Origin of the sequence: Citrobacter sp. wls827 (assembly GCF_005280875.1) — a bacterium.
GTDB lineage: Bacteria > Pseudomonadota > Gammaproteobacteria > Enterobacterales > Enterobacteriaceae > Citrobacter > Citrobacter youngae.
On the sequence record NZ_SZWR01000024.1, the window covers coordinates 76172 to 97164 of the forward strand.

22 protein-coding genes are annotated in these 20993 nt (G+C 46.8%); 9 read left to right on the forward strand and 13 right to left on the reverse strand.

Annotation, left to right across the window (positions count from 1 at the left end; translation table 11 throughout):
- Window positions 1–3: 3 nt before the first annotated feature.
- Complete coding sequence (gene kbl, locus FDX03_RS20770) at window positions 4–1200, reverse strand: glycine C-acetyltransferase (RefSeq protein WP_048213709.1); 1197 nt, start codon at window positions 1198–1200, stop codon at window positions 4–6.
- Between the two features lie 153 nt (window positions 1201–1353).
- Entirely contained in the window at window positions 1354–2505 is a 1152-nt protein-coding gene (locus FDX03_RS20775; RefSeq protein ID WP_115601299.1) for a glycosyltransferase, read from the reverse strand.
- A 297-nt stretch (window positions 2506–2802) separates the two neighbouring features.
- Here FDX03_RS20775 and rfaD point away from each other — a divergent pair, with 297 nt between their 5' ends.
- Genes rfaD through rfaC form a run of 3 tightly spaced genes read left to right on the forward strand, consistent with a single transcriptional unit; the run spans window position 2803 to window position 5757 of the window.
- Window positions 2803–3735: an ADP-glyceromanno-heptose 6-epimerase gene (gene rfaD, locus FDX03_RS20780; protein ID WP_003827312.1), complete on the forward strand. Its 933-nt coding sequence runs from the start codon at window positions 2803–2805 to the stop codon at window positions 3733–3735.
- 12 nt (window positions 3736–3747) lie between these two features.
- Window positions 3748–4794 carry an ADP-heptose--LPS heptosyltransferase RfaF gene (gene rfaF, locus FDX03_RS20785; RefSeq protein ID WP_048213711.1) on the forward strand — a complete coding sequence of 349 codons (1047 nt, stop codon included), beginning with the start codon at window positions 3748–3750 and terminating at the stop codon, window positions 4792–4794.
- A 3-nt stretch (window positions 4795–4797) separates the two neighbouring features.
- Window positions 4798–5757, forward strand: coding sequence for a lipopolysaccharide heptosyltransferase RfaC (gene rfaC / locus FDX03_RS20790; protein ID WP_137346517.1), 960 nt, complete (start codon window positions 4798–4800; stop codon window positions 5755–5757).
- Window positions 5758–5885: 128 nt separating this feature from the next.
- On the opposite strand, the gene FDX03_RS20795 is transcribed toward rfaC, so the two are convergent.
- From FDX03_RS20795 to FDX03_RS20815, 5 genes are all read right to left on the reverse strand, one after another.
- Entirely contained in the window at window positions 5886–6656 is a 771-nt protein-coding gene (locus FDX03_RS20795) for a glycosyltransferase family 25 protein (protein WP_137346518.1), read from the reverse strand.
- 127 nt (window positions 6657–6783) lie between these two features.
- Window positions 6784–7581, reverse strand: a complete 798-nt coding sequence (rfaP, locus tag FDX03_RS20800; RefSeq protein WP_048213714.1) for a lipopolysaccharide core heptose(I) kinase RfaP — start codon at window positions 7579–7581, stop codon at window positions 6784–6786.
- Entirely contained in the window at window positions 7574–8698 is a 1125-nt protein-coding gene (locus FDX03_RS20805; RefSeq protein ID WP_137346519.1) for a glycosyltransferase family 4 protein, read from the reverse strand. Before FDX03_RS20805 ends, rfaP begins: the two co-directional genes overlap by 8 nt.
- Before the next feature lie 21 nt (window positions 8699–8719).
- Window positions 8720–9748 (reverse strand): lipopolysaccharide core heptosyltransferase RfaQ, encoded by a 1029-nt coding sequence (gene rfaQ / locus FDX03_RS20810; RefSeq protein ID WP_137346520.1) that lies wholly within the window; start codon window positions 9746–9748, stop codon window positions 8720–8722.
- Between the two features lie 256 nt (window positions 9749–10004).
- Window positions 10005–11255 (reverse strand): O-antigen ligase family protein, encoded by a 1251-nt coding sequence (locus tag FDX03_RS20815; RefSeq protein ID WP_137346521.1) that lies wholly within the window; start codon window positions 11253–11255, stop codon window positions 10005–10007.
- A gap of 310 nt (window positions 11256–11565) precedes the next feature.
- Here FDX03_RS20815 and FDX03_RS20820 point away from each other — a divergent pair, with 310 nt between their 5' ends.
- From FDX03_RS20820 to coaD, 3 genes are all read left to right on the forward strand, one after another.
- A complete protein-coding gene (locus FDX03_RS20820) occupies window positions 11566–12555 on the forward strand; it encodes a glycosyltransferase (RefSeq protein ID WP_137346522.1) in 990 nt (329 codons plus the stop codon).
- A gap of 245 nt (window positions 12556–12800) precedes the next feature.
- On the forward strand, window positions 12801–14078 hold the full coding sequence (gene waaA / locus FDX03_RS20825; protein WP_048213717.1) for a lipid IV(A) 3-deoxy-D-manno-octulosonic acid transferase: 1278 nt from the start codon (window positions 12801–12803) through the stop codon (window positions 14076–14078).
- A gap of 8 nt (window positions 14079–14086) precedes the next feature.
- A complete protein-coding gene (gene coaD, locus FDX03_RS20830; protein WP_048213718.1) occupies window positions 14087–14566 on the forward strand; it encodes a pantetheine-phosphate adenylyltransferase in 480 nt (159 codons plus the stop codon).
- A 49-nt stretch (window positions 14567–14615) separates the two neighbouring features.
- Here coaD and mutM read toward each other — a convergent pair whose 3' ends face one another.
- From mutM to radC, 4 genes are all read right to left on the reverse strand, one after another.
- Entirely contained in the window at window positions 14616–15425 is an 810-nt protein-coding gene (mutM, locus tag FDX03_RS20835; RefSeq protein WP_061066832.1) for a bifunctional DNA-formamidopyrimidine glycosylase/DNA-(apurinic or apyrimidinic site) lyase, read from the reverse strand.
- Window positions 15426–15523: 98 nt separating this feature from the next.
- Window positions 15524–15691, reverse strand: a complete 168-nt coding sequence (gene rpmG / locus FDX03_RS20840) for a 50S ribosomal protein L33 (RefSeq protein ID WP_003024094.1) — start codon at window positions 15689–15691, stop codon at window positions 15524–15526.
- Window positions 15692–15713: 22 nt separating this feature from the next.
- Window positions 15714–15950, reverse strand: a complete 237-nt coding sequence (rpmB, locus tag FDX03_RS20845) for a 50S ribosomal protein L28 (RefSeq protein ID WP_002436699.1) — start codon at window positions 15948–15950, stop codon at window positions 15714–15716.
- A gap of 218 nt (window positions 15951–16168) precedes the next feature.
- Window positions 16169–16834, reverse strand: coding sequence for a DNA repair protein RadC (gene radC, locus FDX03_RS20850; RefSeq protein ID WP_061066833.1), 666 nt, complete (start codon window positions 16832–16834; stop codon window positions 16169–16171).
- Between the two features lie 171 nt (window positions 16835–17005).
- On the opposite strand from radC, the gene coaBC reads away from it, so the two are divergent.
- The 3 genes from coaBC to slmA all read left to right on the forward strand — a co-directional run bounded on the left by coaBC (window position 17006) and on the right by slmA (window position 19375).
- Complete coding sequence (gene coaBC / locus FDX03_RS20855; protein WP_101742527.1) at window positions 17006–18226, forward strand: bifunctional phosphopantothenoylcysteine decarboxylase/phosphopantothenate--cysteine ligase CoaBC; 1221 nt, start codon at window positions 17006–17008, stop codon at window positions 18224–18226.
- Window positions 18204–18662 (forward strand): dUTP diphosphatase, encoded by a 459-nt coding sequence (gene dut / locus FDX03_RS20860; protein WP_061066835.1) that lies wholly within the window; start codon window positions 18204–18206, stop codon window positions 18660–18662. The genes coaBC and dut overlap by 23 nt, the downstream gene beginning before the upstream one ends.
- Window positions 18663–18778: 116 nt before the next feature.
- Window positions 18779–19375, forward strand: coding sequence for a nucleoid occlusion factor SlmA (gene slmA / locus FDX03_RS20865; protein ID WP_048213722.1), 597 nt, complete (start codon window positions 18779–18781; stop codon window positions 19373–19375).
- Window positions 19376–19457: 82 nt separating this feature from the next.
- Here slmA and pyrE read toward each other — a convergent pair whose 3' ends face one another.
- Together pyrE and rph are read right to left on the reverse strand one after the other, a co-directional pair.
- Window positions 19458–20099 (reverse strand): orotate phosphoribosyltransferase, encoded by a 642-nt coding sequence (pyrE, locus tag FDX03_RS20870; RefSeq protein ID WP_061066836.1) that lies wholly within the window; start codon window positions 20097–20099, stop codon window positions 19458–19460.
- A 65-nt stretch (window positions 20100–20164) separates the two neighbouring features.
- Window positions 20165–20881 (reverse strand): ribonuclease PH, encoded by a 717-nt coding sequence (rph, locus tag FDX03_RS20875; RefSeq protein ID WP_003024054.1) that lies wholly within the window; start codon window positions 20879–20881, stop codon window positions 20165–20167.
- Window positions 20882–20993: the final 112 nt, after the last annotated feature.

Below are 20993 nucleotides of genomic sequence, written 5' to 3' on the forward strand. Positions count from 1 at the left end.
TCCTCAGGCAATAACGCCCAGTTGTTTACCAATGCGTGTGAACGCGTCGACTGCACGCGTAATCTGCTCAGGGGTATGTGCCGCAGACATCTGGGTACGAATACGCGCCTGGCCTTTTGGAACCACCGGATAGAAGAATCCGGTAACGTAAATCCCCTCTTTTTGCAGTTCGCGGGCAAACGCCTGCGCAACAACCGCATCACCCAGCATTACCGGAATAATCGCGTGATCGGCCCCTGCCAGCGTGAAGCCTGCTGCGGACATTTGCTCACGGAATTGACGCGCATTCGCCCACAGACGATCGCGCAGGTCGCTACCCGCCTCAACCATCTCCAGCACCTTAATGGAAGCAGCAACAATTGCCGGAGCCAGTGAGTTAGAGAACAAATACGGACGGGAACGTTGACGCAGCCACTCAACAACTTCTTTACGTGCCGCAGTGTAACCACCAGATGCGCCGCCGAGTGCTTTGCCCAGCGTGCCGGTGATGATGTCCACACGACCCATCACGTCACAGTATTCATGGGAGCCACGACCATTTTCACCGACAAAACCGACGGCATGGGAATCATCAACCATGACCAGCGCATCATATTGGTCTGCCAGATCGCATACGCCTTTCAGGTTAGCGATAACGCCGTCCATAGAGAACACACCATCGGTGGCGATCAATACGTGGCGGGCGCCTGCTTCACGCGCTTCTTTCAGACGCGCTTCCAGTTCCTGCATATCGTTGTTGGCGTAGCGGAAACGCTTCGCTTTACACAGACGAACGCCATCAATGATAGAAGCGTGGTTCAGAGCATCAGAGATAATGGCATCTTCTGCGCCCAGCAGCGTTTCGAACAGGCCGCCGTTGGCGTCAAAGCAAGAAGAGTAAAGAATGGCATCTTCCATACCGAGGAATGCCGCCAGTTTTTGCTCCAGTTGCTTATGGGTGTCCTGAGTGCCACAAATAAAGCGCACCGAGGCCATACCAAATCCGTGAGAATCCATACCCGCTTTTGCCGCTGCAATCAGTTCCGGGTGGTTAGCCAGCCCTAAGTAGTTGTTCGCACAAAAGTTAATAACATGGCTTCCGTCAGCCACGGTGATATCAGCCTGCTGAGCAGACGTAATAATGCGCTCTTCTTTAAACAACCCCTCCGCGCGTGCGGTTTCCAGATCGTTCGTTAACTGCTTATAAAAATTCCCACGCATTGCAATTCTCCAGACTGGGCAAATTTCAGCACATATTACCCAATGCTATTGGTTTGTACGAGATGACTCATCATGACTTGTCTAAAATGCAGCATAAATCACGTGTACCCACATAACCTTTCAGGAATGACAGACCTGGCATCACAACCTGACTTACGTTGTCGCGTCATCAATGGCCTGAGACGCTGATGACGGTGCCAGAGTAAATCCTGCCATAGCAAAGGCCTTATTAACCTTAATGATATAGTTATCTTCGTAGAATTCCTCAATCGCCTGCTGAATCTGTTCGCCGGCAGGCAACGTTTTTCCATCAACAATACCTTGTAGCAAGGAAACAAATTTTTCCGGTTCATCAGTAGGGTATAAATTACCGTTTATCCCTTCTTTGATAATGTCTGCAGGCCCCGTTTCGCAATCAGAGCTAATGGCATAAACACCGTGAGCACTGGCTTCAACCAGAACCATAACGAAACCTTCAAAATGAGAAGTTAGCAGCAGGCAGGTGATATTTTTTAGCGTATTTTGAATATATTCCCATGGTGATTTCTGCCAACCATGCCAGTGAATATTTCCACTAATCCCCAACGTTTCAGCTAATGCCGTTAAGGTATCAACATCCGGGCCGGTGCCGACAATATCTAAGGACCACTTCCCTTTTAGTTTGGCCAACCCGTTGAAAAGACTGCGTACATTTTTCTGTCCATCTGCCACAACCCTGCCTACATACACAAACCGGGCATGCTTCTCAGGGGTAGGGATACGGATATCGCATCGCGCAACGGGATTGTAAATCGTTGCAATAGTGCTTTTTTCTATTCCCATCTCAATGAGCTGCTGAGTTATCCCTGAGCTAATTGAAAGATGATAGTCAGCTTTATTAATATACTTGATTTTTTTCTTATAATTATTTTTGTAGAAGTTAAAAATAGAGAAGTGAAACCATGAAAATATTTTCACCTGCTTGCTTGTATATTTCCTTGCAACGTGACTGATGTAACATGAAAGCGTATCCAGGGAAACAATTATATCTGGACTTTCCTGAAGAATAATTTTTCGCAAACCATAAGCAAAACTTAGTCTTCTTAATTTAGTTATTTTTATATTAGAAGATAGATGACAATAGCGCTGCCCTGTGAGCCAGTCATTATTGACATTGCTATTATTATTTTTCTTAAAAAAAACAAAAGAGACATCAATATCAGGGTCTTGCGTTCGCAGCAGCTTCACCAAATTAATACATACCGTCTCCATACCTCCGAGGCCACTGGTTTCATAACCTGTAATAATTATCTTCTTAAGTTGCATATATTATTTTCATTCCAACGACTATTGTCAGTCCCAACACAGTGCTTTACCTTGCTTATTCATTCGTTGATGGCTCCGAAAAAGCCGGCACCGCGCGCCTGAACATCCATTTACGACGTGAATCATACACCACCAGACCCTAACTATTTCAATTAAGAATGACTGAAGCAATAATCAGTACACATGTCATACGCCACATGACGCGACGTACTGCTGAAGCCGAAGCCATGTAGTGATATGATTAGAGGTATTCGTGTCTGAGATTGTCTCTGACTCCATAATTCGAAGGTTACATTTATGATCATCGTTACCGGCGGCGCGGGCTTTATCGGCAGCAACATCGTTAAGTCCCTGAATGACAAAGGCATTACCGATATTCTGGTGGTGGACAACCTGAAAGACGGCACCAAGTTTGTGAATCTGGTGGATCTGAATATTGCTGACTATATGGATAAGGAAGACTTCCTGATCCAGATTATGGCCGGGGAAGATTTCGGCGATATCGAAGCGATTTTCCACGAAGGCGCATGCTCTTCCACCACCGAGTGGGATGGCAAGTATATGATGGACAACAACTATCAATACTCCAAAGAGCTGCTGCACTACTGTCTGGAGCGTGAAATTCCTTTCCTGTATGCCTCTTCTGCAGCAACGTACGGCGGTCGTACCTCTGACTTCATCGAATCTCGTGAATATGAGAAGCCGCTGAACGTCTATGGCTACTCAAAATTCCTGTTCGACGAATATGTACGCCAGATCCTGCCAGAAGCAAATTCTCAGATCGTTGGCTTCCGTTATTTCAACGTCTACGGACCGCGCGAAGGTCACAAAGGCAGCATGGCGAGCGTCGCTTTCCATCTCAATACTCAGCTCAATAACGGCGAAACACCCAAGCTGTTCGAAGGAAGTGAAAACTTCAAACGTGATTTCGTCTATGTCGGCGATGTTGCAGCAGTAAACCTGTGGTTCCTGGAAAACGGGGTTTCCGGCATCTTTAACCTCGGTACTGGTCGCGCAGAGTCTTTCCAGGCCGTCGCGGATGCCACGCTGGCATACCACAAAAAAGGCAGCATTGAGTACATTCCGTTCCCGGAAAAACTGAAGGGCCGCTATCAGGCATTTACTCAGGCGGATCTGACTAACCTGCGCGCTGCGGGCTATGACAAGCCGTTTAAGACCGTTGCTGAAGGCGTAACGGAATATATGGCCTGGCTGAACCGCGACGCTTAAGGCAGGCAATCTATGAGGATTCTGGTGGTTGGCCCGTCCTGGGTGGGCGACATGATGATGTCGCAAAGTCTCTATCGCACGCTCAAGGCGCGCTATCCCCAGGCAATAATCGACGTGATGGCACCCGCGTGGTGCCGTCCGCTGTTATCGCGTATGCCTGAAGTCAACGACGCCATCGCCATGCCGCTGGGACACGGCGCGCTGGAGATTGGCGAGCGCCGCAAACTGGGCCACAGTTTGCGTGATAAACGCTACGATCGCGCGTATGTCCTGCCGAACTCGTTTAAATCCGCACTGGTACCCTTCTTCGCGGGTATTCCTCATCGTACCGGTTGGCGTGGCGAAATGCGCTATGGTCTGCTGAACGATGCGCGTGTGCTGGATAAAGATGCATGGCCGCTGATGGTCGAACGCTATGTGGCCCTGGCCTACGATAAAGGCGTGATGCTGTCGGCTAAAGATTTGCCGCAGCCTCTGCTGTGGCCACAATTGCAGGTCAGTGAAGGTGAAAAGTCTCTGACCTGTAGTCAGTTCTCCCTTTCTGCCGAACGCCCCATCATCGGTTTTTGCCCTGGTGCGGAATTTGGTCCGGCGAAACGCTGGCCACACTACCATTATGCTGAACTGGCAAAACAGCTGATCGACGAAGGTCATCAGATTGTGCTGTTTGGCTCGGCAAAAGATCATGAAGCCGGAAATGAAATCCTGGCAACGTTAAGCGTTGAGCAGCAGGCCTGGTGTCGTAATCTGGCGGGCGAAACGCAGCTGGAGCAGGCCGTTATTCTGCTCGCCGCCTGCAAAGCCGTGGTCACCAATGACTCCGGTTTGATGCACGTGGCTGCCGCACTAAATCGTCCGCTGGTCGCTCTGTATGGCCCTAGTAGCCCGGATTTCACTCCACCACTCTCCCACAAAGCTCGCGTGATTCGCCTGATTACGGGCTATCATAAAGTGCGTAAGGGGGATGCTGCACAAGGGTATCACCAGAGCCTGATTGACATCACACCTCAGCGCGTACTGGAAGAACTGAATGACCTGTTGTTACAAGAGGAAGTCTGACGGATGCGGGTTCTGATCGTTAAAACATCGTCAATGGGCGATGTACTGCATACGTTGCCCGCATTAACAGATGCGCAGCAGGCCATTGCGGATATTCAGTTTGATTGGGTAGTGGAAGAAGGGTTTGCTCAAATCCCCTCCTGGCATCCGACCGTTGACCGTGTGATCCCGGTGGCGATTCGCCGCTGGCGTAAAGCCTGGTTTTCCGCCCCCATTAAAGCTGAGCGCAAAGCTTTTCGCGAGGCGGTGCGTTTACAGAACTATGACGTGGTTATCGATGCGCAGGGGCTGGTAAAAAGCGCCGCGCTGGTCACACGTCTGGCGCATGGCATTAAGCATGGTATGGACTGGAGTACCGCGCGCGAACCGCTGGCGAGTCTGTTTTATAACCGTAAGCATCATATCGCCAAACAACAGCATGCTGTTGAACGCACTCGTGAGCTGTTCGCGAAAAGTCTGGGATATACCAAATCCCAGTCGCAGGGGGATTACGCTATTGCGCAGCATTTTCTGAATGAACGCAATGCCGATGCAGGGCAGTATGCCGTCTTCCTGCACGCCACCACTCGTGATGACAAGCACTGGCCGGAAGCGAAGTGGCGGGAGCTCATTGGCTTATTAAATCACGCAGAAATACGTATTAAGCTCCCCTGGGGGGCTCCGCATGAAGAAGCGCGAGCCAGACGACTGGCAGAAGGATTTGATTACGTAGATGTTTTACCGCGAATGAGTCTTGGGGATGTAGCCCGGATATTAGCCGGCGCTAAATTTGTGGTATCCGTTGATACCGGATTAAGCCACTTGACCGCCGCACTGGATCGGCCGAATGTTACACTATATGGCCCTACGGACCCGGGGTTGATTGGGGGATACGGGAAGAATCAGGTCACATGTCGTGCCCCGGAAGGAAAGCTTGTTTTGCTTGAACCCACTCAAGTTTATTCTCACATAGCGCTGCTGTAGTTATTCAGGTATCGCAGATATGTTAAATTCGTTCTTATACAGTCGCTTTGCTATTTAACATATCTGCAGCTGACTAAAACTATGCACTATATCGTATTTCATCCACGATTAAGCATTATTGCGTTCATCTACTTCCACCAACATAACCCAAGAATAATTCGTCGGGCATGCCAGTATGAGGATGAAATTTTACGTCTGAAAAGTGATTTCTGCTTTTTCTTGTGACTCTTTATCTCTTTACGTTCTTTCTCTAACCAGCTCCCGGACAACTCTTCAGGATGATGGACAAAGTTTGCCAGGTATATATCAGAAAAATATCCCTGACGCATCAGATATGCCCATTCATCTATGATGAAAAAGTTATTTTCAAAACGGGAAACAAGTTTTTGAGCAGTTACCGAATTCATCAAATAACCGCAGGCTCGCAAAACATATCCATGACCAAATATGACTTTGCCGAAGGTCTGGCCACCAATTTTTTTGAGTTTAAGCAAATTTAAGACAACTTTATTCTTATACCTTAAACCATCTTGCCCACCAAGTAGGTATAACGCATCTTTATTGAGAACACTTTCATCAATTGTCGATATAAATTCCTTAAAATTCTGATCGATTATTGCGTCATCCTCAAGAATACAAACCCAATCTTGTCCACTCTGCCCAAACTGTTTAAATGCCTTCATATGGCTTAGTGAGCAACCCAGTTCACCATCAGTAGGCGTATGGTTTTCCCTGTGCTGAAAGTCAGCTAACGGTATCTTGCGCTTTTCTTCGGCAGACAAATTTTTCCCATAGATAGCATCAACGAACGAATACTCGATATTTAATTCATTCATTATATCTGATACGCGTTTTCGTCGGGCATCGTCAAAAGGAAGCGAAATGACCAGCACGTACATGAGTTCAAACCCTCTAATATAATTAAGCCAGCACAGTCATTGTGAAATAAAGGTTAACAATTGCTGGCCAGCTGAATAAACTTAATTAACTATTCTATGTAGCTATACAAAGTCTATTATTTCATATTTATAGTTTATTCTTTGATGTATGATTAATAATTTTATCAGTTTTTTTTGCATAGGTTGCAAAGAGATCAGACTCATCACGAATAATTTTATTAATGTCTTTTTCAAAGTATATCTTCAAAAATCTGAAGTAGTCTCTTTGCGTTAACCCGATGTTCAACGAGGAGAAGTACAAACCAATCAGATCTTTATTGCGCCAACGAACAGGAACCGCATTTCTTATCTGAGCTCGGTGCAGATCAATAACCGACAGTTTGAACGTATTATCCTCAAAATTGGCCGGTTGATGCAATAAGAAGTGGCAGAGATAGCAATCACGGTGATTAACGCCTCCCTGATGCATCCTTCTGACCATAATGGCAAGACGCTCAATTAATGCCATTTTAATTTTCCGCGAAGGTGGATTCACCAACCAATCTGCGCAATAGTCTTCCAGGCTAACCGCCGGGCTCAGATCTTCAGTTATAATAAATGAGATACGGTTGAGCGGATTTATACCTTGTTGCCCGAAACCAACACCGTGCATTGTATCAACATCCAGTTCCTGCAAACGGTGTATAGCATTCCATTCTCTATCAGCTCCGAGTACCGGCAAACGTAAAGAGAACAAGTTTTTGATAACTTCCTTCAGTTTAGTTCCCTGGTGCCATTTCAGGAAATAGCTTTTACCTGCAATCTCAAACCTTATCGTTCTACGCGTTTCGAGCTGTCTAAATGTTTCTCCCTGCAGCTTCTGCACTTCAGAAAAAGCATCTTTCCCTTTCCACAAGGATAAAAATGGTTCTTTTAATTCAACCATGGGCACCACCTATAATAATATCAGCTGCTTTCTCAGGTAGACTATAAAGGTCTTGAGTATCAGCAAAGTGTCGTGCATTCTCTTTCCATGCATTTCTCTGCTCTGAGTCAGTTAAAGAAAAATAAACAGCTTCATTTAATAATTTTTGTTCAAACGGTTCATCAATAACAATGCCGCACTCAGCATCTTTAACATAATGAGCATATCCGCAAACTGCCGTTGTTATGACAGGTAAACCTGCTACAATTGCTTCAACCAGCACGATCCCTGCGGCTTCCTGGTATGCCGGATGAATCAATAGATCGGCCGCTGCCATTAACTCTGAGACATCATTACGGCCAGGGAAGAACTTGATATTGTCAGCAACACCATACTCTGTTGCCAGCTTTATATAGCGATCAGGCTTATCCTGACCCACAACAAATAGAATCGTTTGTTTGCGGACAGCTTCCGGTAAGGAAGCAATCGCCTTGATAGTTCTGTCGACACCTTTACGGGTAAAATCAGAACCGATTTGTATAATTAAATACTGGGAATCACTGATATCATTTTCTTTCCTGAAGCTAGCTCTGCAATTTGCTGCCTGAGAGCTGTATTTTCTGTCAGGATAAATCCCCGGCGGAAGGATATGGAAACGCGTTGACTCAGTATGATAGTGCTTCTGAAAATCCGCAATTTGCTTATCTGTTAGCATCAACAGCTGTGTTGATTTTCCCTCAGCAAATGTTGCTTTCTCAAAGGCGGCATAATGTCGGTATCGTGGTGTCAGACGATAGAGCAAACCTTTTTCTTGCGCGACTTTTTCTGCGTAGCAGACATCAGCAGCATAATAAACATCTAATCCAGGCATTTTATTGAACCCAACAACCCGATCTGCTGGATTACTCTCAAGATGTTTACTTACCCACCGATGATACTCAGCATTTTTCCCGTTGTTGGAGCATGACCTCACAGGAACAATGATGATCTCCAGGCTGTCTGGAATATTTCCTTGCCATGATTGTGTGTAAACCCGAACATGATGTCCACGTGATGCGACTGTCGACGCTATACGCAAAAAATCACGCTGTAACCCACCAAAAGGGAAATATTTATACAAACAGAAAGCAATAACCATTTTATATATCCGGATGCTTTATTAGTCGAGTTTAGGTAACCGTGACGCTATGGCTGCAATCACGTCTTCCGCAGGTATAGCAGATAAATATTTCTTACTTCGATCAAGTTTTTCACGCACTGGCATTGGTTGGTAATCACCAGCCCAAAATTGAACCACATCATCAGACCATGGTCGCCAGGCGATATGATCGGTGGCGCCGAAAAGGCAAATGATGGGGGTTTTAACAGCTGCAGCAATATGCATCGGGGCAGAGTCGACACCAATAAAAAGTACAGCATGATCAATTAATGCAGCAAGCTCAGGGAATGTTGTCTTCCCGGCAATTTCAGTTAAAGGTTTGGTTTCACATGCCCTGGCAATCTCATCGACGCAGGCAATATCGCTGGCACCGGGTCCAGAAGTCAGTACAACCTGATACCCCAAATGATGTATCGCATCAATCACCAGGGAGAATCTATCATTCTCCCACGACTTGAATTCTTGTCTCGCTGTAGGCTGTATAACGACATACTTCTGGGTATCAACCTGAGGAAGTTTTTTCCGAACAGATTGCCAGACTTGCTCACCATAAACCATTTTCAGTACCGGGACTGATTCTTTTAAATTTAATGGCATCAACACAGACAAATTGCGTTCAACCCAATGCTCGCCACTTAGAGGAAGGTGATGAGTAAAACTGTCGCGCCAGAATTTTTTATTTCTGTGTGAGAAATCATGTGTCAACTTTATTGGGCAATCCAAACAACGACACAATAAAGCAACTATCCACTGATCGGTAAGATTGACCACTAAATCATAATGATTGCCACGTAGTACCTTGATCAGCGCTAAGAAATTTTTTGCTTTCTCAAAAGCAGAGCTCTTTTTATTTTTTATGCCATACAAAGCATGGATATCGGGGTTTTCAGATAAAATAGGAATGGTATCTTCGTAGAGTAGAACATCAATATCAGCATCAGGATAATTTTTTTTAAGCGTGCTGATGACCGGTGTGGTTAGCAACATATCGCCGTGAAAGCGCATTTTTATTACCAGGATCTTTTTCACACTATACCCTTTCAGGTTATTGTTAATTTTCAAATCACGCTACCGCCCCAGGCTCAACAGCTACCTGTGTACTGCAGATCACACCATCTTATTTTATCACTTATATTATACCACTATTCACTTGACAATTCGATATCTATGGAAATTTTCTATGTGAATTAGAGGAAAATTAATATTTACAATATATGAGACTATTTATCATATTATGAAAATTGAGCCTATATTCTCAACGACATCACATAGGCTCATTTTGATGTTAATTTGTTATTTTTCCTGGCTCATTTTTGCCATACAACATCAGGATGGCTATGCTGTATAATAAAAAGACATTTATGAACATCTTTTCAAATAAACAATATACCAGAATATAGCCAACAAGAGAGCACAGTAATGAAATGCTAAAAATATCTTTTTGGCTTCTGGCTCGGATATATATGTCTTTAAATGTAATGAAAAAAGCCGCAGTAAATAAGAAGAGACCAATAGCCCCAACATTATAAAGAATTATCATAAAAAACGGTTCATCTATATTATAGCCGTTATTTCGCTCAGAATATACCCCGCCATTTTTCGGCGCATTATGGTCCTCTAAATACTGATTGTATGTAGAATTCCCATATCCAATACCAAAGATGGCATTGTTGATATTCTCCATTACTAAAGGGAAACGGTCTAAGATGATTTCATCACGACTGGATGTGACGTTATTCATTTGCAGAGTTTGATCGACTTTCATTTTTACCTGACCCACTGTGTTGTAGGCCCCGATAAGCAAAGCAGCCATTATAAATAGCAAACCACAGGTAGCAGCCATAAATCTCTTGATGGTTTTACTCACCAGAAATGAAATCAGGAAAATCTCTACAACAACTGCCAAGATCCCTGCGCGGCTCCCGGTGTATGATAAAAAGACGAATGCAAGCGCAGAAATGATATATAATACTGTTTTCAGGAAGTGATTCTTGAATAAAATCGCTCCTGTTAATACAAAAGGAAATAGCATAACAACATAGAATGCGAAACCATAGCGAAGCTGTAGATACAGTTCCTGCGGGTTATTTTTTATAATTCTTAAAATCGGCACTACTAAGACAATATAGGATAGAGTAAGTATCGCCCCAATGACAAAGACCTGTCTCAGTGAGGTTATATGCTTACTGAATGCTCCAAAAAATAACATCATCACTAACGGGTAACGCCAGTCTTTTATCAATATGATAAAGGCATCAAGAGATTTATCTTCATAGGTGAAAAATACAATACAAAAAACACACCACAACGTGAAGAGTAACAATAGTTTTCTCTTCTGCATGAGATCGAGCACAATGTTTTTAATATCTATTTTATTGGCTTTAATATAGTAAATAGATAAAACTACAGCGAGCAAAGAGGTCATATTTAGCACCCCTTGATTATCTATCGTAAATAACCCAAAAATCATTAAAACCAATACAACTTTGCTTAAAATCAAGATATTACCATTTTGACTGTATCTTACTTGATTCATAAAATTCAAATCTCACTTCTTCAAATTGCCTTGTTAATCAATAACAAACACTCGCTAGCACGATTTATGGGGCATATCTTATTATATAACATCGTAAAAATCCCCCATTAATTTTAGTCTCTTCCTCTCACTGTGTACCCTCACTCTAATCACAAAAATATTTTCACATAACATAATGATTAATAAAGAAATTTAATCACCAAGTATCTCTTTCCTTCCTTTACAGTTTGTTCTATTCTATGCCGACAGGAGCGCCATTTTGTCTTACATAAACACGCGTGCACTCTGAAAGAATCAAAAGGAAAAAGATGTGAAAGAAAATATAATAAAATATATTAAGAATGCACATATTGAAAACGACGATAAAAAAAACACATGTATCAATATTACCTATGGCGCTGACAGACCCTTTCTTTACGGTACGGGCGTTTCAATTACATCGGTACTTTTAAATAATCGGGACCTGAACTTCCATTTCCATATTTTCACTAATTATCTTGACGAACATCAACTTCATCTTTTTTCTGTCCTGGCAAGCCAATATAATACCCGCATTACGTTTTATGTACTGGATGATAATGAATTAAAAAATCTACCTACTGCATCTAAGGCATGGAATTATTCAATCTATTTCAGACTTATTGCAATAGATTACTTTACCGATAAGCTCAGCAGCATTATATATCTTGACTCTGATATTATATGTAAAGGAAGCCTTGCCTCGTTACTCACGGAAGAATTTAATGGCAATGTATTAATGGCTGTCCATGATAGCTTTGTCGATACATCTGCTGTTGTCGGCATAAATCCAGGCCGGTACTTCAACTCAGGCTTCATGTATTTTAACCTTTCAGAATTAAAAGATACTAATTTGACTCTGCAAGTCATTTCAAAGGTTAATGAAAACCGTTTCTCACATCCCGATCAGGATGCGTTGAACGTCCTCTTCAATGATCACGTAAAAATCCTGGACCATAAATTCAATTCATTCTTTAACATCGATACGTTAGCCAGGAAAGGGGGTGATGCCTTTAAAATCACATCACAAACGGTATTCATTCACTATGTCGGCGTCACTAAACCCTGGCATGACTGGGCACAATATTATGCTGAAGTCGAATACTTCAAAATAGCCAGAGAGAATTCGCCGTGGAAAGATATTCCTTTATTGGCACCCACTACGTATAAACAGCTATCACGAAAAAGCACACATTTAAAACACAATGGGCAACTCTTCGGTGCTTTTATTTTCTATGTAAAGTATTTAGTTAAGAAATACCAAACACAGAAAAAACGCTAATGCATTGATATTATTGTCTTTTAGGAATGGTTATGTTTCTGGCATATTCCATAAAAAGATCGGTTTTTATGACCATAACCATTCCGTTTTTAGCCTTCCACTGCTGAGATTACCAAGCGGGACAACACAACTCAGGCCCCCTTTCTCGTGATCCGTACAGTTTCCTCAAAAAATCAGCAAAAATGATGGTAAAGCCATAGTTAAATACATAGAATCCCCAGCACATCCATAAGCCAGCTACTATTATGCTAGAATTGCTTTACACCGCCCTTTTCTACCTTATTCAGCCTTTGATCTGGATACGGCTTTGGGTGCGCGGACGTAAAGCTCCGGCGTACCGTAAACGCTGGGGTGAACGCTACGGTTTTTATCGCCGCCCACTGAAACCAGGCGGTATCATGCTCCATTCAGTTTCCGTGGGTGAAACGCTGGCAGCAATCCCATTAGTCCGCGCTCTGCGACATCGTTACCCGGATTTGCCGATCACGGTAACCACCATGACGCCAACCGGTTCGGAGCGCGTGCAATCTGCTTTTGGCACAGACGTTCAACATATTTATCTTCCCTATGATTTACCGGATGCGTTGAACCGTTTCCTGAATAAAGTTGACCCCAAACTGGTGTTAATTATGGAAACCGAGCTCTGGCCAAATCTGATCGCTGCACTGCATAAGCGCCATATCCCGCTGGTCATCGCCAACGCGCGCCTTTCCGCTCGTTCAGCCGCTGGCTACGCTAAATTAGGAAAATTTGTTAGCAGGCTATTACGCCGCATTACGCTGATTGCTGCGCAAAACGAAGAGGATGGCGCTCGCTTCATTACATTGGGTGCCAAAAGCAATCAGGTCACCGTCACCGGTAGCCTTAAGTTTGATATTTCTGTCACCCCACAGCTGGCCGCTAAAGCAGTTACGTTGCGACGCCAGTGGGCACCGCATCGCCCGGTATGGATTGCGACCAGCACGCATGACGGGGAAGAAAGCATCATCATCGCTGCTCATCAGGCGCTGTTACACCAGTTCCCGAATCTTTTATTGATTCTGGTTCCCAGACACCCTGAGCGCTTCCCGGATGCCATTAACCTCGTACGCCAGGCTGGTCTAAGCTTTACCACACGTTCTTCAGGCGAAGTGCCGTCCTCAAGTACCCAGGTGGTTATTGGCGACACGATGGGTGAGCTGATGCTACTGTACGGAATTGCCGATCTTGCTTTTGTCGGTGGCTCTCTGGTTGAGCGTGGTGGACACAACCCACTGGAAGCAGCGGCACATGCCATTCCCGTATTGATGGGCCCGCATACCTTTAACTTCAAAGACATTTGCGCCCGACTGGAACAGGCAAGTGGGTTGATCACCGTCACTGACGTCACCACGCTGGTGAAAGAGGTTTCGTCCCTTCTGACCGATGAAGATTATCGTAATTTTTATGGTCGCCATGCTGTTGAAGTACTGTACCAAAATCAGGGCGCGCTACAGCGTCTGCTGCAGCTGCTGGAACCTTACCTGCCACCCAAAACGCATTGAGGGCTGTCATGCAAAAACGGGCGATTTATCCAGGAACCTTCGATCCCATAACTAACGGCCATCTTGATATCGTGACACGTGCGACGAGCATGTTTGATCACGTGATCCTGGCAATTGCCGCAAGCCCCAGTAAAAAACCGATGTTCACGCTGGAAGAACGCGTTCAGCTGGCACAGCAGGCAACGGCGCATCTGGGTAATATAGAAGTCATGGGATTTAGCGATTTAATGGCAAACTTTGCCCGCGATAATCAGGCTAATATTCTGATTCGTGGCCTGCGTGCCGTGGCTGATTTTGAGTATGAAATGCAGTTGGCCCATATGAACCGTCATCTCATGCCGCAACTGGAAAGCGTCTTTTTGATGCCATCTAAAGAGTGGTCGTTTATTTCATCATCGCTGGTTAAAGAAGTCGCCCGCCACCAGGGTGACGTGACCCACTTCCTGCCGAAAAATGTTCACCAGGCGCTAATGGATAAGTTGAAGTAGCGCATTTAGCCGGGTAAGCCGACAAGGTTTATCCGGCCTGCAATGAATATTATTTCTGACAGCGACGGCAGTAGAACGTTGTACGCTGAGCGTGTTTTGTCGCAATGACTGACGCTCCGCATACGCGACAGGGTTCGCCTTCTCTCCCATAGACCTGCAGCTCCTGAGCAAAATAGCCTGGCTTACCGTCACTTTGCAGAAAATCCTTCAGCGTCGTTCCACCCTGCTCGATAGAGCGCAGCAATACAGCCTTAATAACGCGTACCAGCAGCTCACACTCATCTTTCGACAGCGATGATGCCAGGCGGTCAGGATGAATACCAGCCGCAAAGAGAGACTCACTGGCGTAGATATTTCCCACCCCCACCACCAGCTTGTTATCCATCAGCCAGGGTTTTATCGCCGTTTTCTTCTTTGCGCATTTCTGCTGGAGATAAGCAGTGTTGAAATCGTCGCTCAGCGGCTCTGGGCCAAGATGAGCGAGCACATTATGTCCATCCAGTTCTTTTGTCCACAGCCAGGCGCCAAAACGCCGAGGATCGGTATACCGCAGAACTTTGCCATTACTCATCACTAAGTCGACGTGATCATGCTTTTCTGCGGGAAGTTCTTCAGGAAGAATACGCAGACTACCCGACATCCCCAGATGAATGATAATCCAGCCATCCGTCAGCTCCAGCAGCAGGTATTTCGCACGGCGCTGTACGCTCAGGACAGGTTTATCGCTCAGACGATAAATTTCCTCGGATACCGGCCAGCGCAAACGACCATTACGCACAGTGGCGTGTAAAATCTTCGCCCCTACCAGATGCGGCTCAATACCACGGCGACTGGTTTCGACTTCAGGTAATTCAGGCATAGCATCTCCGGCGCTGTATCAGGTCTCATTAATATGGGGACGGCCAGAAAACAAAAAACCCCGCCGAGGCAGGGTTTTTCTTTACATCAAAACGAAAATTATTTGATTTTCGCTTCTTTGTACAGTACGTGCTGGCGTACAACTGGATCGAATTTTTTCAGTTCCAGTTTTTCCGGCTTAGTACGTTTGTTCTTCGTGGTGGTGTAGAAGTGACCTGTACCAGCAGAAGAAACCAGCTTGATTTTCTCGCGAATACCTTTAGCCATGATTTATTTCCTCTTTAAGTACTTAGTACTTTTCGCCACGGGCACGCAGTTCAGACAGAACTGTATCGATGCCTTTCTTATCGATTACACGCATACCTTTAGCAGATACGCGCAGGGTGACAAAACGCTTCTCGCTCTCAACCCAGAAACGGTGAGAGTGCAGGTTCGGCAGGAAACGGCGTTTAGTCGCGTTCAGTGCGTGGGAACGGTTGTTACCGGTCACCGGACGCTTGCCAGTAACTTGGCAGACTCGGGACATGTCTATTCTCCAAAAATCAAATTAGCTCGAGCTTCGTATGGGGTATCGGCGCCTCGTCAGGCTTTACAGCCCGGTCATCGCATCGTTCTAAGTGAACTCTCGATTGCCAGGCCCAAATGCCAAACCCGAGATTCTCAAAGGTGGCGTAGTATACGCTGACCCGGCGTTATGCTCAAGTCCCGAACAGACAAAGATCCCGATGGATCGCGTAAAGTGTGTTAAATCCAACCGCGTTCCGCAAAAGAAACGTACTCTCCGCGCCCAATTATCAGATGATCAAGCACCCGGATATCCATGAACTGACAGCATTTCACAACACGCTCGGTGATGAGTTTATCTGCTTTGCTCGGCTCTGCACACCCCGAAGGGTGATTATGCGCAAGGATCACCGCGGAAGCATTCATTTTTATCGCTGCGCGGACAATTTCTCGCGGATGCACCTCTACATGGCTAAGCGTCCCGGAAAAAAGTTTGCTGTGTTTTATCACTCGATGTTGTGAATCCATGAAGATCACCAAAAAGATCTCGCGCTCTTCTTGCGACAGCTGACTTTGCAGAAACTCACGTGCCATTTCCGGGCTAAGTATCGACCTTTCTTCTATCACCCGCACGTCGTAGTAACGTCTTGCCAACTCAGCAATTCCCTTAAGCTGAGCGTACTTCGCAAGGCCAATGCCCTGGACCAGGCTAAAATCCATGTAGTCAGCCGACAACAGGCCGTAAAGCGAATCAAATTGTTGTAGCATTTCTTTCGCCAGCGTCAGGACATCTTTACCCAGCATCCCGGTGCGTAAAAAAAGAGCCAGCAGCTCAACGTCGGTCAGCGAGCTTGCCCCCTGTGCCAACAGCTTTTCCCGAGGCATTATACGTCCTGTATTTTCCATGCTTTCCCCTCCTTTCGCATCCGCATGGTGGCATAACACCAACGGCAGATCGACGCTCTGTTATCCATTCCTCGTGGCGCTTCGCAAAGTGGATCACGGTCAAAAGCACGATAAATGATGGAGTGTGATAAAATATCCGCCTTCTGGTGTAACCCAACAGGAAAGATCATGATGAGCCTGGCCGGTAAAAAAATCGTACTTGGCGTCAGTGGCGGTATTGCTGCGTACAAAACCCCTGAGCTGGTGCGTCGTTTACGGGAACGCGGCGCAGACGTCCGCGTGGCGATGACCGAAGCGGCAAAAGCCTTTATTACTCCCCTGAGCTTACAGGCAGTTTCGGGCTATCCGGTATCTGACAGCCTGCTCGACCCCGCTGCCGAAGCCGCGATGGGCCATATTGAGCTGGGGAAATGGGCCGATTTGGTTATTCTGGCTCCCGCGACGGCAGACCTGATTGCCCGCGTTGCCGCCGGTATGGCTAACGATCTGGTGTCTACGATTTGTCTGGCAACACCCGCGCCTGTTGCCGTGCTGCCGGCCATGAACCAGCAGATGTATCGCGCTGCCGCGACCCAGCACAATCTGGGCATTCTTGCTTCGCGCGGTTTGCTCATTTGGGGCCCTGACAGCGGTAGCCAGGCATGTGGTGATATCGGTCCTGGACGTATGCTGGATCCGTTAACGATTGTGGATATGGCGGCAGAACATTTTTCACCTGTCAACTCCCTGCAACATCTCAACATCATGATTACGGCGGGCCCGACGCGTGAACCGCTTGATCCCGTGCGGTATATTTCCAACCACAGCTCCGGGAAAATGGGATTTGCTATCGCGGCCGCGGCCGCAAAGCGCGGAGCAAACGTCACGCTGGTGTCGGGTCCGGTTTCGTTACCCACACCGCCATTTGTCCAGCGCGTTGATGTGGTGACCGCACTGGAAATGGAAGCCGCTGTGCAGTCTGCGGTGCAACAACAGCATATTTTTATCGGCTGCGCCGCAGTCGCGGATTACCGCGCTGAAACTGTCGCCCACGAAAAAATCAAAAAACAGGCGACGCAGGGCGATGAATTAACAGTAAAAATGGTCAAGAACCCGGATATTATTGCCGGCGTTGCCGCACTGGATGCTAACCGTCCCTTTGTCGTTGGGTTTGCCGCCGAAACAAATAATGTGGAAGAATATGCCCGGCAAAAACGCCTCCGCAAAAACCTTGATGTGATCTGTGCAAACGATGTTTCGCTTTCTACTCAAGGATTTAACAGCGATAGCAACGCATTACACCTTTTTTGGCAGGATGGAGATAAAGTCTTACCGCTTGAGCGCAAAGAACTCCTGGGCCAATTATTACTCGACGAGATCGTGACCCGTTATGATGAAAAAAATCGACGTTAAAATTCTGGACCCGCGCGTAGGGAAACAATTTCCGCTCCCGACGTACGCCACCTCTGGTTCTGCCGGACTTGACCTGCGTGCCTGTCTTGATGACGCCGTAGAACTGGCGCCTGGCGCAACGACGCTGGTGCCAACTGGGTTAGCCATCCATATCGCCGATCCCTCACTGGCCGCGGTGATGTTGCCACGCTCTGGTCTGGGTCATAAGCACGGTATCGTACTGGGTAACCTGGTCGGTTTGATTGATTCCGACTATCAGGGTCAGCTGATGGTATCCATCTGGAACCGTGGCCAGGATAGCTTCACCATTGAACCAGGTGAACGTATTGCACAGATGGTCTTTGTACCGGTTGTGCAGGCTGAATTTAATCTGGTGGAAGAGTTTGAAGCCACCGATCGTGGCGAAGGCGGCTTCGGCCATTCCGGGCGCAAGTAACCCGTAAAGAAGCATCCCGTAGCGTAATAACGCAATAACATACCGCAAACAGTCGTTTGCGGTCGCTGTGTGGATGCCTGCCTGGCAAGTGCTTATTTTCAGGGGTATTTTGTAACATGGTAGAAAAGCAAACTGCGAAAAGGAATCGTCGCGAAGAAATACTTCAGTCGCTGGCGCTGATGCTGGAATCCAGTGATGGAAGCCAGCGTATCACGACAGCAAAACTGGCAGCCTCTGTGGGCGTTTCCGAAGCGGCATTGTATCGCCATTTTCCCAGCAAGACCCGCATGTTCGATAGCCTGATTGAGTTTATCGAAGATAGTCTGATTACCCGTATCAATCTGATCTTAAAAGATGAAAAGGACACCGGCGCACGTCTGCGTCTGATCGTTCTGCTGATTTTAGGGTTCGGTGAACGTAACCCCGGTCTTACGCGCATTCTGACCGGGCATGCGCTCATGTTTGAACAGGATCGTCTGCAAGGCCGTATTAACCAGCTTTTTGAACGTATTGAGGCACAGTTGCGCCAGGTTCTGCGAGAAAAAAGAATGCGTGAAGGCGAAGGTTACGCCGTAGATGAAACGCTGCTGGCCAGTCAGTTACTGGCTTTCTGTGAAGGTATGTTATCTCGTTTCGTGCGCAGCGAATTTAAATACCGTCCAACGGATGACTTTGACACCCGCTGGCCGTTGGTTGCCGCACAGTTGCAGTAACGACTTCGTTTTATCCGGCCTACGTAAGCCGTAGGCCCGGTAAGTGCGTAGGCCGGATAAGCGCAGCGCCATCCGGCAGTTCTTATACCCCAAACTCTTCGCGATACGCCCGTACTGCGGCCAGGTGTTCTGCCATTTCAGGTTTTTCTTCCAGATAAGCAATCAGATCTTTCAGGGTAATGATAGAAATCACCTTGCAACCATAATCGCGTTCCACTTCCTGAATCGCTGAAATCTCGCCGCGGCCGCGTTCCTGACGATCAAGAGAAATGAGTACCCCTGCCAACGTCGCGCCATTTGCCTGGATTATCTCCATGGATTCACGAATCGCAGTACCGGCAGTGATCACGTCATCCACCAGCATGACACGCCCCTCAAGTGCGCTACCGACCAGATTGCCACCTTCACCGTGGGTCTTCGCCTCTTTACGGTTAAAGCAGTACGGCAAATCTTTATCGTGGTGTTCAGCCAGCGCAACGGCCGTTGTAGTCGCAATCGGAATACCTTTGTACGCTGGGCCAAACAGCAAATCGAACTCAATACCGGAATCCACCAGCGCTTCGGCGTAAAAACGGCCTAACAGAGCCAGGTCGCGCCCGGTATTAAACAGTCCGGCGTTGAAGAAATAGGGGCTTTTACGCCCGGATTTCAGCGTAAACTCGCCAAACTTTAGTACCTGCTTGCTAAGCGCAAACTCAATAAACTGGCGCTGATACGGTTTCATGGATTCGCTCCTCATCTCACTTTATTACAGACAAAAAAAAGGCGACTCATCAGTCGCCTTTAAAATCAATTTTCTAACGCCGCCTTCTGCGTCGCTACAATGGATTCGATTCCCCCTCGGGCCAACGCCAGTAGGGTGAGAAGTTCTTCATGGCTGAATGGCTCGCCTTCCGCCGTGCCTTGTACTTCAATAATACGGCCGTCTTCAGTCATCACCACGTTCATGTCGGTTTCTGCGGCAGAGTCTTCAACGTACTCGAGGTCACAGAGCGCTTCACCGTTAACAATACCCACGGAAACCGCTGCAACCATCCCTTTCATCGGGTTAGTTTTCAGTTTACCGCTCGCGACCAGCTTGTTCAACGCATCAGCTAACGCAACACATGCACCGGTAATTGATGCGGTGCGCGTACCGCCATCTGCCTGGATAACATCGCAGTCCAGAGTAATAGTGAACTCGCCAAGGGTTTTCAGGTCAACTGCGGCACGCAGCGCACGCGCAATAAGACGCTGGATTTCCATGGTACGACCGCCCTGCTTACCTTTTGCCGCTTCACGGGCGTTACGGGTGTGCGTGGCGCGTGGCAGCATGCCATATTCTGCGGTGATCCAACCCTGGCCCTGACCTTTCAGAAAACGCGGTACGCCTTCATCAATCGAGGCGGTACACAGCACTTTGGTATCACCAAATTCGACCAGCACGGAGCCTTCAGCGTGTTTTGTATAATTACGGGTCAGGGTGACGGGACGCACCTGATTGGCACTACGACCTGCTGGACGCATGATAAAATCTCCGGCTTGAAACGAATGTGGCTGCGCATTATACGGACTTCCGACTGTTATTCCTATCCTGACAAGACATGGATGGCTATAATCCTCCCATCTCATCTTTAAA

Coding starts and splice junctions, on each gene's coding strand:
- kbl (WP_048213709.1), bottom strand. CDS start 1,200: ATGCGTGGGAATTTTTATAAGCAGTTAACGAACGATCTGGAAACCGCA.
- FDX03_RS20775 (WP_115601299.1), bottom strand. CDS start 2,505: ATGCAACTTAAGAAGATAATTATTACAGGTTATGAAACCAGTGGCCTC.
- rfaD (WP_003827312.1), top strand. CDS start 2,803: ATGATCATCGTTACCGGCGGCGCGGGCTTTATCGGCAGCAACATCGTT.
- rfaF (WP_048213711.1), top strand. CDS start 3,748: ATGAGGATTCTGGTGGTTGGCCCGTCCTGGGTGGGCGACATGATGATG.
- rfaC (WP_137346517.1), top strand. CDS start 4,798: ATGCGGGTTCTGATCGTTAAAACATCGTCAATGGGCGATGTACTGCAT.
- FDX03_RS20795 (WP_137346518.1), bottom strand. CDS start 6,656: ATGTACGTGCTGGTCATTTCGCTTCCTTTTGACGATGCCCGACGAAAA.
- rfaP (WP_048213714.1), bottom strand. CDS start 7,581: ATGGTTGAATTAAAAGAACCATTTTTATCCTTGTGGAAAGGGAAAGAT.
- FDX03_RS20805 (WP_137346519.1), bottom strand. CDS start 8,698: ATGGTTATTGCTTTCTGTTTGTATAAATATTTCCCTTTTGGTGGGTTA.
- FDX03_RS20815 (WP_137346521.1), bottom strand. CDS start 11,255: ATGAATCAAGTAAGATACAGTCAAAATGGTAATATCTTGATTTTAAGC.
- waaA (WP_048213717.1), top strand. CDS start 12,801: ATGCTAGAATTGCTTTACACCGCCCTTTTCTACCTTATTCAGCCTTTG.
- coaD (WP_048213718.1), top strand. CDS start 14,087: ATGCAAAAACGGGCGATTTATCCAGGAACCTTCGATCCCATAACTAAC.
- mutM (WP_061066832.1), bottom strand. CDS start 15,425: ATGCCTGAATTACCTGAAGTCGAAACCAGTCGCCGTGGTATTGAGCCG.
- rpmG (WP_003024094.1), bottom strand. CDS start 15,691: ATGGCTAAAGGTATTCGCGAGAAAATCAAGCTGGTTTCTTCTGCTGGT.
- rpmB (WP_002436699.1), bottom strand. CDS start 15,950: ATGTCCCGAGTCTGCCAAGTTACTGGCAAGCGTCCGGTGACCGGTAAC.
- radC (WP_061066833.1), bottom strand. CDS start 16,834: ATGGAAAATACAGGACGTATAATGCCTCGGGAAAAGCTGTTGGCACAG.
- coaBC (WP_101742527.1), top strand. CDS start 17,006: ATGAGCCTGGCCGGTAAAAAAATCGTACTTGGCGTCAGTGGCGGTATT.
- dut (WP_061066835.1), top strand. CDS start 18,204: ATGATGAAAAAAATCGACGTTAAAATTCTGGACCCGCGCGTAGGGAAA.
- slmA (WP_048213722.1), top strand. CDS start 18,779: ATGGTAGAAAAGCAAACTGCGAAAAGGAATCGTCGCGAAGAAATACTT.
- pyrE (WP_061066836.1), bottom strand. CDS start 20,099: ATGAAACCGTATCAGCGCCAGTTTATTGAGTTTGCGCTTAGCAAGCAG.
- rph (WP_003024054.1), bottom strand. CDS start 20,881: ATGCGTCCAGCAGGTCGTAGTGCCAATCAGGTGCGTCCCGTCACCCTG.